Origin of the sequence: Marinobacterium rhizophilum DSM 18822 (genome assembly GCF_000378045.1) — a bacterium.
GTDB lineage: Bacteria > Pseudomonadota > Gammaproteobacteria > Pseudomonadales > Balneatricaceae > Marinobacterium_A > Marinobacterium_A rhizophilum.
In genome coordinates this window covers 159205-172641 of the sequence record NZ_KB899097.1, presented here as the reverse complement: position 1 = coordinate 172641, position 13437 = coordinate 159205, and the positions used below count along the sequence as shown (strand labels likewise).

General features: G+C 58.3%; 9 protein-coding genes, 1 tRNA gene and 2 pseudogenes. 8 read left to right on the top strand and 4 right to left on the bottom strand.

Annotated elements, in window-relative coordinates:
• From F451_RS0112060 to F451_RS27235, 8 genes and pseudogenes are all read left to right on the top strand, one after another.
• Positions 1-558, top strand: a 558-nt coding sequence (locus F451_RS0112060; protein WP_020681625.1) for a TAXI family TRAP transporter solute-binding subunit, incomplete at its 5' end; no start/stop codon positions are given.
• A gap of 112 nt (positions 559-670) precedes the next feature.
• Positions 671-1033: a universal stress protein gene (locus F451_RS25455; protein WP_240476471.1), complete on the top strand. Its 363-nt coding sequence runs from the start codon at positions 671-673 to the stop codon at positions 1031-1033.
• A gap of 75 nt (positions 1034-1108) precedes the next feature.
• Complete coding sequence (locus tag F451_RS0112050; protein WP_020681623.1) at positions 1109-5947, top strand: NAD-glutamate dehydrogenase; 4839 nt, start codon at positions 1109-1111, stop codon at positions 5945-5947.
• Between the two features lie 61 nt (positions 5948-6008).
• On the top strand, positions 6009-6242 hold the full coding sequence (locus F451_RS0112045) for a hypothetical protein (protein WP_156826460.1): 234 nt from the start codon (positions 6009-6011) through the stop codon (positions 6240-6242).
• A 594-nt stretch (positions 6243-6836) separates the two neighbouring features.
• On the top strand, positions 6837-8180 hold the full coding sequence (locus F451_RS0112040) for an aspartate aminotransferase family protein (protein WP_020681621.1): 1344 nt from the start codon (positions 6837-6839) through the stop codon (positions 8178-8180).
• Positions 8177-8737, top strand: a complete 561-nt coding sequence (locus tag F451_RS0112035) for a carboxymuconolactone decarboxylase family protein (protein ID WP_020681620.1) — start codon at positions 8177-8179, stop codon at positions 8735-8737. The genes F451_RS0112040 and F451_RS0112035 overlap by 4 nt, the downstream gene beginning before the upstream one ends.
• Before the next feature lie 136 nt (positions 8738-8873).
• Positions 8874-8948: transfer RNA gene (locus F451_RS0112030), tRNA-Gly, on the top strand.
• A gap of 238 nt (positions 8949-9186) precedes the next feature.
• Positions 9187-9426, top strand: a pseudogene (locus F451_RS27235) (Arm DNA-binding domain-containing protein); the annotation flags it as partial.
• A 65-nt stretch (positions 9427-9491) separates the two neighbouring features.
• Here F451_RS27235 and F451_RS25450 read toward each other — a convergent pair.
• The 4 genes and pseudogenes from F451_RS25450 to F451_RS0112005 form a co-directional block, all read right to left on the bottom strand.
• A pseudogene (locus tag F451_RS25450) lies at positions 9492-10504 on the bottom strand (IS110 family RNA-guided transposase).
• A gap of 109 nt (positions 10505-10613) precedes the next feature.
• The gene (locus tag F451_RS0112015) at positions 10614-11099 is read right to left on the bottom strand and encodes a cyclic nucleotide-binding domain-containing protein (RefSeq protein WP_040879767.1); all 486 of its coding nucleotides are present in this window, start codon (positions 11097-11099) and stop codon (positions 10614-10616) included.
• Positions 11100-11311: 212 nt separating this feature from the next.
• Entirely contained in the window at positions 11312-12304 is a 993-nt protein-coding gene (locus F451_RS0112010) for an aldo/keto reductase (protein WP_020681617.1), read from the bottom strand.
• Between the two features lie 155 nt (positions 12305-12459).
• Positions 12460-13413 carry a Gfo/Idh/MocA family oxidoreductase gene (locus F451_RS0112005; RefSeq protein WP_026291721.1) on the bottom strand — a complete coding sequence of 318 codons (954 nt, stop codon included), beginning with the start codon at positions 13411-13413 and terminating at the stop codon, positions 12460-12462.
• Between the last annotated feature and the right edge of the window lie 24 nt (positions 13414-13437).

Here is a 13437-nt window from a genome sequence, read left to right as displayed (position 1 = left end):
CTCAAGGGCAAGCGGGTCAATGTCGGCAACCCGGGCTCCGGTCAGCGCGGCACCATGGAAGTGCTGATGGAGCGCAAGGGCTGGACGCTGGATGATTTCATGCTTGCCTCTGAGCTGAAGTCGTCCGAGCAGTCGCAGGCACTGTGTGACAACAAGGTCGATGCCATCATCTTCACCGTGGGTCACCCCAATGGCTCCATCAAGGAAGCCACCACCTCCTGTGACGCGGTCATGGTGCCGGTGGAAGGTGCTGAGGTGGATGCGCTGGTCGGCGAAAACGACTACTACGCCAAGGCGATTATTCCGGGCGGCATGTACAAGGGTACGGATGCGGATACGGCAACCTTCGGTGTGGGCGCGACCTTTGTTTCGTCAACCAAGGCCGATGCCGACGTGATCTATCAGGTGGTTAAATCAGTGTTCGATAACTTCGATCGCTTCAAGCGCCTGCACCCGGCGTTTGAAAACCTGGACCCTGCATTGATGATCAAGAACAACCTGTCGGCCCCGCTGCATGAAGGTGCGGTACGTTACTACAAAGAACGTGGCTGGATGTAATCAGGGTTTGTTAATAAAACGGCTTGCCAGCATGGCAGGCCGTTTTTCGTTCAGCGTGTAGCGATTTTGAACAGTTCTTACGGGCGCAGTCTATAAACCGGAGACGTTATGAGTGACCCCAAAAAAGACCCGCCAGTCTACGATGAGGCAGGGCCTTGTATCGCCGATGGTGGCGTCGTTTTTTGATCCGGCCGTGGTGGCAAAGGTCCACAAGGCGGTGGACCAGCACCTGGTTGAGTATGCCGCCACGCACCTGCACGCTGATGTCGCGCATACGTTATCAGTGCATCAGGGGCATCCGGCGGAACGGATCATCAAGGAGGCAGTGGCCATTAACGCCGACCTGATCATCATGTCGGCCCATCACCGTGGCCGCCTGGGCAGTGCACTGCTGGGCTCGAACTCCGCCCGGGTGGTGGAACGTGCGCAATGCTCGGTGCTTGTGTTGCGCCGATCGAATAACGATGCGGGCTGAATGGCCACAATGACGCCAGCTTCTGATCATTCTCTATTCTTATAGGACCGGCTTGCGCCGGGGTGAATATTCGCAATGTATGATGTTACGGAAAGTCCTAAAGGCGAACTGCTGAAGCAACTCAGTGAGCAGTTTAACGATCGGCTGGACGAGACCATGGCCGCGGCCGTTTGCAATTTCGCTCGGCAATATTACCGCGCCACTCTGCAGGCGGAATTAGTAACGGGGCAGCCCGAGAACCTGTATGGCGTAACGCTGTCGGTTTGGCAGTTCATACAGGAATTGAATGGCGCGGGGCCCAAGGTCAGGGTATTCAATCCTGATTTCGAACGGCACGGCTGGCACTCCAAACATACCGTGATCGAGATCCTGAACCCGGACATGCCGTTTCTGGTCGATTCGATCCGCATGGAGCTGATCCGCCAGGAATTGTCGATCCATGCCCTTCACAATGCCGTGCTTCGGGTTGTGCGTGATCCCGCCGGTGTCTTGGTGAATGTTGCCCAGCCGGACGAGCCTTCGAAGGATTTGCGGCGCGAATCGGTGGTCTATCTGGAGGTCGATCGCCACAATGATGTTGAAGACCTGAAAGCGATTCAAGCCAGTTTGCTGGACGTTTTCCGTGATGTGTGGGCTGCTGTGCAGGACTTTGATTCCATGAAGGCCGAGGTCCGCACTGAAATTGAGCGCCTCGGTACCGTGGCTAAAGAGGTCGACAGTCAGGCCGTGCAGGAAGCTAAAGCGTTTCTTGAATGGCTGTTGGTGGACCACTTTACTTTTTTGGCCTGCGATGAACTGCAGGTCAGTCGCAAGGGTGACGCTACCCGCTTCAAGCAGGTTTCAGACTCTGAGCTTGGTACCCTGCGCTGCCGAGACAAGGCCAAGCGCAACAACACCCTGACTCGACTGCGCGATTGCGAGCGAGAGTTCATCCTGGCGTCCCAGCCGCTGATGTTTGCCAAGGCGGCCAGCAAGTCGCGCGTGCATCGCCCGGCCTACCAGGATCTGGTGGTGGTAAAGCATTTTGATGATGCCGGCGGGGTGATCGGTGAAAAGCGCTTTTATGGACTCTATACGTCGGCTGTTTACGACCAGGCACCCGCCAGTATTCCGGTAATACGGCAAAACGTGGCACAGGTGCTCGAACAGTCCAATTTCGAGCCTGGCGGACACAACCGCAAGGAGCTGCTGCAGATTCTTAAGGGGCTGCCGCGTGAGGAACTGTTTTTGTCCACGGCGGATAAACTGTTCGAGACGGCGATTGGTATCTTCAATCTGCAGGAAATGCGAAAAGTTCGGCTTTTCGTCCGACCGGACCGTTGTGGCCGGTTTGTCTCCTGCCTGTATTTTGCGCCGCGCGAAATTTACGGCACTGATTTGCGCACGCGTGTACAGAATTTGCTGGTCGAGCATTTCAATGCGCTGGATGCCGAGTTCACCACGCATTTCTCCGAGTCCATTCTGGCTCGTACGCATTTTGTGTTGCGCCTCGATCCGGATCGCGCTATCCCTGCAGATTCCGAAGTGCTTGAAGCCCATGTCATTGGCATTTCCCGCGCCTGGGACGAGGAACTGCACCGCTCGCTGGTAGAGGTGTGCGGCGAAGAGCAGGGCAATCGATACGCCAACCTGTACCGCGGCACTTTCTCAAGTGCGTACCGGGAACACTTCCCGGCCGGGAACGCGATTTACGATATTCAGCGACTGGACGAACTCTCGCCTCAGCGGCCCCTGTCGATGAGCTTTTACCGCAAGCTCGAGCAGTCCCGTGAATTGCTGCGTTTCAAGCTGTTTACGGCCGACCAGGCGCTGGTGCTGTCCGATATGATCCCGATCCTTGAAAACCTCGGCATGCGTGTACTGGGTGAGCATCCGTATGAAGTCCGCCGGCGCGACGGCCGGCATTTCTGGCTGCATGACTTTACCTTGCAGTACAACAGCAACGAGCCCGTTGAGCTCGAAGACGTAAAGAGCATCTTCCAGGATGCCTTCGGGGCGATCTGGCAGGGGCAGGCCGACAACGATGAATTTAACCGTCTGGTCGTTGGCGGCAAGTTTAACTGGCGGGAGGTGGCGCTGCTACGTGCTTACACCCGTTACAATCGTCAGCTGAGATTCGAGTTCAGCCAGCCTTACATAGCCGATGCCCTGGCGCGGCATTTGTATGTTACCAAGCTGCTGGTCAACCTGTTCAAGGCACGGTTCGACCCGGCCAGACGCAGCAGTGACAAGGCGGATGCGGTCGTCAAGCGCCTCGAAGCCAGCGTGCTGGAAGCCCTCGATCAGGTCGATAATCTAAATGACGACCGGATTCTTCGGCGTTTGCTGGAGTTGATAAAGGCAACGTTACGGACCAACTATTTCCAGACGGGTGCCGATGACGAGCCGCACCCCTATATCGCGTTCAAACTCGATCCGGGAAGTATCGCCAATATCCCGCGTCCGCGTCCGATGTTTGAGACTTTCGTGTATTCACCTCGTGTTGAAGGGGTGCATTTGCGTGGCGGAAAAGTGGCCCGTGGCGGGTTGCGCTGGTCTGACCGCCTGGAGGATTACCGTACCGAAGTCCTGGGTCTGGTGAAGGCTCAGCAAGTTAAAAATGCCGTGATCGTGCCCGTCGGCGCCAAAGGTGGCTTTGTCGCAAAATGTCTGCCGGAGGACGGCGGGCGCGAAGCGATTCAGGCTGAGGGCATTGCCTGTTACAAGGTCTTTATCCGCGCCTTGCTGGACCTGGCAGACAATCTCGTGGCGGGTCAGCTGGTACCGCCTGCGGATGTGGTGCGCCATGACGGCGATGATCCCTATCTGGTGGTCGCTGCCGACAAGGGGACAGCCACCTTCTCGGATATTGCCAACGAAATTGCGGCTGAATATGGTTTCTGGCTCGGTGATGCCTTCGCATCTGGTGGAAGTCAGGGCTATGACCATAAGGGCATGGGCATTACCGCCCGGGGTGCCTGGGAATCGGTCAAGCGTCACTTCAGGGAGCTTGGACTGGACACCCAGAGCGAGCCATTCACCGTCGTGGGCGTGGGCGATATGGCCGGCGACGTGTTTGGCAACGGCTTGTTGCTGTCCCCGTTTGCCTGCCTGGTGGCGGCATTCAACCATCAGCATATTTTTATCGACCCGAATCCGGATGCGGCGGCAGCATTCAAGGAGCGCGAGCGGATGTTCGCGTTACCGCGTTCGAGCTGGGCTGATTATGATGCCAGCCTGATTTCGTCCGGTGGCGGCATTTTCCCGCGTCAGGCCAAGTCGATCGCAATAACCGACGAAATGCGCGAGCGGTTCGATATACAGGCCCAGCGGTTGACGCCGAATGAATTGATATCAGCCTTACTCAGGGCGCCGGTTGACCTGCTTTGGAACGGTGGTATTGGTACCTACGTCAAGGCAAGCCAGGAGACCCATGCCGACGTTGGAGACAAGGCCAATGACGCGGTGCGTATCAACGGTGCACAGCTGCGTTGTCGCGTTCTGGGCGAGGGGGGGAACCTTGGGTTCACGCAGCTTGGTCGTATCGAATTTGCGTTGAATGGCGGCGCCTGCAATACCGACTTTATCGATAATGCCGGTGGCGTTGACTGTTCCGACCATGAAGTGAATATCAAAATCTTGCTTAATGAAGTTGTAGCGGCCGGCGATATGACCGTGAAGCAGCGTAATCTCCTGCTCAAGGAGATGACCGATGATGTTGCCCAGCTGGTACTGAATAACAACTATCACCAGGTGCAGGCGCTGAGTCTTGCCAAACGTCATGCCCGGGAGTCGCAGGACGAATATATACGCTTGATCGACCGTCTTGAGGCTGATGGAAAACTCGATCGCGAGCTCGAATTCATACCCGGCGACGAAGAGCTGCAGTTGCGTAAAGGCCGCGAACAGGGCCTGACGTTGCCCGAGTTTTCGGTGCTGATTTCCTACGTCAAGGCGGAGTTGAAACAGGGGTTGAATTGCCCCGCGATTTATCAGGACAGCTACCTGGCACGCGAAGTGGACGGCGCTTTCCCTGCGCGCATCGTGCAGCAGTTCCCTGATGCGGTAACCGGCCACCGCCTGCGCAATGAGATACTTGCCACGCAACTGGCCAATGGCATGGTCAATCGTATGGGCATCAGCTTTGTGAGCGTGGTGAGGCAGGCAACGGGGGCTGACGATGCCGAGATCGCCAAGGCGTATGTCATTGCGCGTGAAGTATTCCGCATGGATGAGTACTGGCAGCAGATTGAAGCGCTCGATGGGCAGGTGCCGGCCGATGTTCAGGTATCGATGATGGCTGAGCTGGTGCGGCTGGTTCGCCGCTCTACGTTCTGGTTTGTGCGTCATCAGCCGCAGGGTCTCGATGTTGCCGGCTGTATAGACTGCTACCGTCCTGGCGTCGAAACGCTGTCGATGCGCATGAGTGATCTGATTCACGGCAGTCGTCTCAAGGCCTGGGATGAACGCAAGGGGCAGCTCCTTGAGTCGGGTGTGGGTGAGTCGCTCGCAGCTATCGTGGCCAGTTGCGATAGCCTGTTCTCCCTGCTCGGCATCATTCAAATCGCGCAGCAGATTGATCAGCCGGTTGACCGCGTGGGACTGGTGTATTTCACGGTGGGCGACTGTCTGGATATGCACTGGTTTGCACAGCAGGTACGCAGCTTCGATGCCCGCAGTCATTGGGAAGCATTGGCCTGTGAGGGATATCTGGATGAGGTCAGTACGCAGCAACGCGCACTCACGGCGCAGGCGTTGCGTGATCCAGGCGAGGCCGAAACAGCCAGAAAAAGGGTCGGTAACTGGCTTGCGCAGCATCCACAGCCATTGAAGCGCTGGCAGGCCATGCTGGAGGAGATGCGATCGGCTCAGGTTCAGGATTGCGCTATTTTTTCCGTGGCCTTGCGCGAACTGCAGGAACTTTCTCAGGCCTGAGCAACAGGCTGGCCGGGGGGTATGCCGGCTGGCTCATTCAACTAGAGATATGGACAATACCATGAGCAATATCCTGTACCTGCATCGTTTCAACCGAGTGCAGGAGGTGGACAGCATGGAGCAGTGGGGCCCCGAAAGTTGGTGGGTTATTCGCCGCCAGGTGTCGCGCGACGGCACGCCGTTGCATGCCAGTCGGGTGGTGCATTTTGCCTGCAGCGAAACTGATGCACGGGGCTGGGTCGAACGTCAAAAGGGGCTGAGTGCGGTAACTGACCCTCTGCGGGCGACGGGTTAATTTAAACGTACGCCGTGCTCCAGCCGGAATGGGGCGCGGCAGGGTCATACTAAGGGTATGACGCCAAGACAGTGGCCAGGGCTGGCGGCGATAGGCATCATGGCAAGACCATAAAGTGGCCGAGCGCGAGCCGTTCCAGCTGGCCTTCCTGCATTGTTGGCCGACCTCGACTGGAGCCCGTGTTGGTCTGGCGCCGTTAAACGATCATTTTCTCATTGTTGCCATGCTCATGGCGCGACGTGGGCCCTCAGGCAGGGACTGTGGCGTTGTGTCGTTACCTTGCAAGATTTCCGCCTGAAAACGTTAGGAATGGCTGCTGCTCCCAGACAGTTGCAGCCCGTTCAGGTTCTGGCTGGTTAAGGACCTGTCGGGGCCTGAGCGCTGTCGCGCAGCCGTCTGTGGTTGTCGAAAATACCGGCAATGGCGTTTGCGCCCTTTTACTCACTATCTTTTAAACAGGAAAGCAGCAGGACCGGGGCATTATCGGGCTCGCCGGTTGTTGTTTGTTATTTGTCTTTGCGCAAAAAGATTTGCATATTTATTTTAATGCAAATATATTTGCATATATAGGCTCACCCATCGGGGAACATTTACATGACTCACGTCTTTCACCGCAATATCCACCAGTCCTACCCGGTTGCTGTCGCCGGTGATGGCCCCTATATCATTGCGGCTGACGGGCGCCGTTACCTAGATGCCAGTGGCGGGGCGGCAGTCTCGTGCCTGGGGCACAGTGCCACTGAAGTGGTGCAGGCTATTCAGGCGCAGGTGGCGAGTCTTGCGTATGCACATACCTCATTCTTTACCACCGAGCCCATGGAGCAGCTGGCGGATTTTCTCATCGAGCGTGCCCCGGCGGGACTTGAGTACGTGTACTTTGTTTCCGGCGGTTCGGAGGCCGTGGAGGCGGCGCTGAAGCTGGCGCGGCAATATTTCACCGAGACAGGGCAGCCGCAGCGCAGGCATCTGATCGCCCGGCGCCAGAGCTATCACGGTAACACCCTGGGTGCGCTGGCGACCGGTGGCAATGCCTGGCGCCGTGCCCAGTTTGAGCCGCTGCTCACCAGTGTCAGCCATCTGACGCCCTGTTATGCCTATCGGGAACAGGGCGAGCAGGAATCTGATGACGCCTTCACCACGCGTCTGGCAAAGGAGCTGGAAGATGAAATCTTGCGCCTGGGTGCCGATGAGGTGATGGCCTTTGTCGCAGAGCCGGTCGTGGGGGCAACGCTGGGTGCCGTACCACCGGTGGCGGGTTACTTTCGCAAGATCCGCGAGGTCTGTGACCGTTACGGTGTGCTGCTGATTCTGGATGAGGTCATGTGCGGCATGGGGCGTACCGGTACCCTCTTTGCGATCGAGCAGGATGGCATCAGCCCTGATATCACAACGATCGCCAAAGGGCTTGGGGCGGGTTATCAGCCCATTGGCGCGACGCTGGTCAGTGGCCGTATCTATGATGCGATTGCCGCCGGTAGTGGCTTCTTCCAGCATGGTCACACCTATATTGGTCATGCCACTGCCTGCGCGGCGGCACTTGCGGTGCAGCGCACCATCGAGCAGAAGCAGCTTTTGCCGCGCGTACGGGAACTCGGCCATGCACTTGAAGCACGGCTGCAGGATCGCTTTGGCGATCATCCCCATATTGGTGATCTGCGTGGTCGCGGTCTTTTCCAGGGGCTGGAGCTGGTGCTTGACCGTGAGACCAAGGCGCCTTTCGATCCGTCGCTCAAGCTCAACGCGCTCATCAAGCGCGAGGCCATGGAGCAGGGCCTCATGTGCTACCCGATGGGAGGTACCATCGATGGTCGGCAGGGCGATCATATCCTGTTGGCACCGCCCTTTATTCTGGAAGAGCACCACCTGGATGAGCTTGTCGACAAGCTGGATCGCGCCATTGGCGTATCACTGCGCAAGGTAAAAGGGGATCGTGCATGAAGTCGCGCTTGAGCGAGCTGTCGGCCGCACAGATGAGCCCCGAGCAGCAGCGCGTGCTGGACGCTATTCTCAGCGGCCCGCGCGGCAATCTGGACGGACCCTTTCTGGCCTGGATTCACAGTCCAGGGCTGGCGGATAATGCCCAGGCGCTGGGAGCATTCTGCCGATACCATACGTCCATGCCGTTGCGTCTGTCTGAGCTGGTGATTCTGGTCACGGCGGCCTGGTGGCAGTCCCAGGCCGAGTGGCAGATTCACGAGCCTATTGCGCGCCAGGCCGGCCTTGGCGACGAGGTTATTGATGCACTGCGCCTGGGCGCTACACCAGAATTTGAGCATGCAGACGAGCAGCTGGTGTATCAAATTGGCTGTACGCTGTATCAAACCCGGCGCATAGACGCGCAGCTCTACCAGCGTGCCGTGGCCGAGTTTGGTGAGCCTGCTCTGGTCGAGTTAATTGGGATCTTTGGCTATTACGCGCTGGTTGCCATGACACTGAACGTGTTTGAGGTGCGCCGCGAGGGTGCCACGGCCCTGCCGTTCACGGAACCCGAGTAGGCACCGAGCGCCAGGCGTTTGCACGGCCTTAGGGTCTGTATTATTGATCGATAGAGTGCTGTTGCGCCTTTTGGTTGCGGCGCGGCGGCACCGGGTATTGCACGCATTGCGGCACAGCGTTAAATTGGCTCATCAGGCGGGTATCGTATAGTGGTTATTACTCAAGCTTCCCAAGCTTGCGAGGCGGGTTCGATTCCCGCTACCCGCTCCAAGTCAGCTTTCCAGGGGCTTCCGCTGAAGTCGATAGATTTATTTAAGACACTGATTATGTTAATTTTTTAGCCTGAGCTCGATCCAGTGGCGTCCAGCGCAATCCACTGACTACCGGTACAAAACGGTACAAAAAGTGGTACAACAATGCGGCGAGCGCCCATTCCGCATTGTTACTGGAGGAGCACGGGCCCGATAACGAACATGGCATCCAGTTCGCTTCAAAAGGAGTTGGACACATGCTCACCGATATGACAGTCCGCCAAGCCAAGGCTACCGGCAAAACGTACACTATCGCCGACTTCGACGGCCTTTCCCACTTCGTCTCGGCCAAAGGCAGCAAGGCCTGGCACTTCCGCTATTCCTGGATGGGTCAGCGCAGCCGCATCTCCCTGGGCAGCTATCTCGAGTTGTCGCTGCGCGAAGCCCGGAAACTGCGAGACGAGACGCGCTCGCTGGTTGCCAAGGGCACCAACCCACGGTACAACCGGTTGTGCCACCACGCCAATGCTGTTGCATTCACCTCGGTTAACACTTTTCAAACTCATGCCGGCCGGTATTCAGACCTCTTCGCCAACATCGCCCAGAGTATCCGTGCATGCTTTGCCGCCAGGGCAACCGCTGCTTTGTTAAAGCCTCTGCGTTCTCGAACCGCCTTGACCCACTGGCTCTTTCGGTCATCCTTATTCATCAGGTAGCGCATTACAGCGCGCGCCCCATGGATCAGCAGCGTTCGCAGATAAACGTCTGCGCGTTTGGTGATCCGGCCATGTCGCGATCGACCACCGGTTGACCACTGTCTTGGTACAAGCCCGAGCCATGCCGTAAATTGCCGGCCGTTTTTGAAGGTGCTGATGTCACCAACCGTGGCAATGAGAGCCGTAGCCGTAATCGGACCAACACCCTCAAGAGCCATCAGTCTTTTGGCGTCTGCATCGGCTTGGGCCAGCGCCTCAATTCTCTTGTCATACTCGCCGATCTTTCGATCCAGGTTGCAAAGCCGTTCATACTGGCTTGCGAATACCTCTCTCGCTATAGCCGGCAATTCATTCTCGGCATCCTCGAGAATACCGGGTAATTGGCTGCGCACATGGCAGCGGCCTTGCGGCAAAACAATACCGAACTCGCCCAACAGCCCCTGATCTGATTGACGAGTGATGTACGCTCACCCACCACCAAGCTTCGAACTCGGTGGACCATCAGTACGGCTTGCTGCTCTTCGGTCTTTATCGGTACGAAGCGCATATTGGGCCGACCGGCGGCTTCACAAATGGCTTCTGCGTCATTGTGATCGTTTTTGTCGCTCTTTCGGTATGGAGCCACAAACTGTGGAGCCATCATTCTGACTTCATGGCCAACGCTGCGTAGCTTTCGCGCCCAATGGTGGGCACTGCCGCAGCTTTCAATGCCGACAATACAAGGATGGAGCAGAGCGAAGAACTCCATTACCGGGTTACGCGTGAGCGTCTTGCGCAGGACCTGTTGTTCTTGCTCATCAACGCCAAAGACTTCGAAAACACTCTTGGCCAAGTCGAGACCAAAACGCATAATTTCCATGATGGGCTCCTTCTTTACGATTGGTTGCGTCAACTTCCAATCTGGCACATAGATGCCGTAGGAGGGGGAGTCCATCCCATTTCCTTAGTAACCGGCCGCGCGGCCGGGGTCAGTGTCCGATCGCGTGTTCTACCAGGATGTCGCTCAGCTTGCGGACGATTCTCGCCAGATCCCGCGCAAGGTTGAGCGTCATGATGCCGAAATCGAATGGGTACTTTTCATGCAGCTCGGCAAACAGGGCGCAGGGGATCTCCAGCACGATGCTGTCTTCCCTCGCTACCGCCTTGCCGACGTGCTCGTGCAGCGCAATCATGGCGACGAAACCCACCTCGCCACCGGGTTCGGCGGTCCGGGTGTAGGCGTGCTCGCCTCGGTGCTGCTTGTAGAAGTCAAGCGCCCCCTGGCAGACGATGAAGAAGCTGTCGCCGGGGGTGCCGGCGGCGAAAATTTCCTCGCCCTTGCGGACGCGAAAGATCCGCCCGTTTTGCAGCAGGAACTCGATCGCGTCGCGCGATATGGCGCCGAAAATGGAGCCGCTCTGCAACCAGTCCGGATCCAGTTCTTTGCGCAATGATGTAAAGCTCACCGGTTCCATCTTATCGCTCTTGTTGCTGTCAGCCAGTAGTGCAACGGTTCGCTGCAAAACGCTGTCTTTAACAATAGCCCAGTTGCAGCTGACCTATTTGGTCTACTGAAACCTTGATGTGACCGGCCGTGCCGCGGGGGCCGGTGGTCGCCGGGTGCTGCAGAAGGGCGGGGCGGCCAGGGGGCGCCCCGGCCGCGGGTCGATGCCGGGGCAGTCTGGTGTCAGGCGAACTCTTCGGTGTCGATCTCGGCCTGCTGTGCGGCGTTGTAGCGTGTGCCGGAGACGCTGGACTGGTTGATCAGCGCGTCGAGCCGGGTGACGGTCTCGTTGGCGAGCGTGACGCTTTCGGCCTGCAGGTTTTCCCGCATATGGTCGACGATCCGGGTGCCCGGAATCGGTACGACGAAGTCACCCTTGCTGCGCAGCCAGGCCAGCGCCAGCTGTGCTGGTGTGCAGCCGGCCTCCTGTGCGATGGCCACATATTCATCCAGCAATGCCAGGTTCTTCGGATAATTCTGCGCGTTGAAACGCGGCATGATGTTGCGGATGTCCTTCGATTCGAGGCTGCCGGTATCCGTCAGCGTCGCGGTCAGATACCCGCGTGCCAGCGGGCTGAAGGCGACCAGCGCGGTGCCGGAAGCGCGGCAGGCGTCAAGCACGGCGATCTCCGGGTTGCGGGTCCAGAGAGAGTATTCGGACTGGAGCGCAGCGATCGGGTGCACGCCCTGGGCCTTGGCCAGCGAGACTGCCGAAACTTCCGACAGACCGATGGCGCCGATCTTGCCGTCGTCGACCAGCCGGGACAGAGCACCGACGCTCTCCTCGATTGGCACCTGCGGATCGAGGCGGTGCAGATAATAGAGGTCGATGAAGTCGGTCTGCAGCCGGCGCAGACTCGCTTCACACTGGCTTTTCAGGGTTTCCGGGCGGCCGTCGATCTCTTTCTTGCCGCTCTCCTGGCCGATCGCCATGCCGCACTTGCTGGCCAGGAACAGTTGTTGGCGCTTGTCTTTCAGCACCTTGCCGACCAGCTTTTCGTTGGCCCCGCCGCCATAGAGGGTGGCGGTATCGAAATGGCGGTAGCCCATGTCAAAGGCGGCGTTCAGTGCCTGGGCGGCGTCGGGTTCCGACAGCGGGGTGCCATAGGCGTGGGACAGGTTCATGCAGCCCAGGCCGATCCCGGGGCCGTTGAAGAATGGGTTTTCAATCTGCATCGTGTCAGGCCTCCTTTTAGTGTCCGGACGATAAAGCAGGCATCCGTTCCAGCCAAAATACAAAAGGCAGTCCTAGGAGCCTGTCGGGCTTTCCGCAGTAGATCAATGTTAAGTCCGACAGGCTGCTAGAGCTGCCTCGTTCTGGGTCGTGCTGATCAGGCGTCTTCCTGCAGGCACTGCTCTAGACGGTGCAGCGTTTCCATCGCCGGCAGGCACTGGGCGACGCTGGCGTTGGGCTCGCGGCCTTCCCGAATGGCGGCGATGAATTCGCGATCCTGGAGTTCGATACCGTTGTTGGATACGGCCACGCCACTCAGGTCGATCTTGTTCTCGTGGCCGTCGAACAGATCGTCATAACGGGCGATGTAGGTGCCGTTGTCGCAGATGTAACGGAAGAAGGTGCCCAGCGGACCGTCGTTGTTGAACGACAGCGACAGGGTGCAGATGGCGCCGCTCGGGACCTTCATGCCGATGCTCATGTCCATGGCGATGCCCAGCTCCGGATGAGTCGGGCCTTCCAGCGCCTGTACCTTGCTGGCGGTTTCACCGGTCTGGTACTGGAACAGGTCGACGGTGTGACAGGCGTGGTGCCACAGCAGGTGGTCGGCCCAGGAACGCGCCTGACCCAGGGCGTTCTTGTTGGTGCGGCGGAAAAAATAGGTCTGCACGTCCATCTGCTGCACTTTTAGCTCGCCGGCCATGATCTTGTTGTGGATCCACTGGTGGCTCGGGTTGAAACGGCGGGTGTGGCCCGCCATGGCGACCAGACCGGTGCGCTGTTGGGTTTCGACCAGCTTACGCGCATCTTCGATGTTGTCCGCCATCGGGATTTCCACCTGCACATGCTTGCCGGCTTCGAGGCACTGGATGGCCTGGGATGCGTGCAGATGGGTCGGCGTGGCCAGGATCACGGCGTCGACGTCATCGCGCACCAGGGCTTCGGCCAGGTCGGTGCAGTAGTGGCCGACGCCGCGCTCTTGGGCAAAGGCGCGAATCGCATCCAGCTTGGTGCCGACAACCGAGGAGACCTCGGCGCCTTCGATAGCGGCGATGGCATCCATATGCTTCATGCCGAAAGCGCCGGAAGCGCCTGCGATACATACTCTCATCTGTCTTCTCCTGCTAGTTGCCGG

Excerpts from the sequence above, each read along its gene's own strand:
- F451_RS0112050 (WP_020681623.1), top strand. The coding sequence starts at position 1,109 with ATGTATGATGTTACGGAAAGTCCTAAAGGCGAACTGCTGAAGCAACTC.
- F451_RS0112045 (WP_156826460.1), top strand. The coding sequence starts at position 6,009 with ATGAGCAATATCCTGTACCTGCATCGTTTCAACCGAGTGCAGGAGGTG.
- F451_RS0112040 (WP_020681621.1), top strand. The coding sequence starts at position 6,837 with ATGACTCACGTCTTTCACCGCAATATCCACCAGTCCTACCCGGTTGCT.
- F451_RS0112035 (WP_020681620.1), top strand. The coding sequence starts at position 8,177 with ATGAAGTCGCGCTTGAGCGAGCTGTCGGCCGCACAGATGAGCCCCGAG.
- F451_RS0112015 (WP_040879767.1), bottom strand. The coding sequence starts at position 11,099 with ATGGAACCGGTGAGCTTTACATCATTGCGCAAAGAACTGGATCCGGAC.
- F451_RS0112010 (WP_020681617.1), bottom strand. The coding sequence starts at position 12,304 with ATGCAGATTGAAAACCCATTCTTCAACGGCCCCGGGATCGGCCTGGGC.
- F451_RS0112005 (WP_026291721.1), bottom strand. The coding sequence starts at position 13,413 with ATGAGAGTATGTATCGCAGGCGCTTCCGGCGCTTTCGGCATGAAGCAT.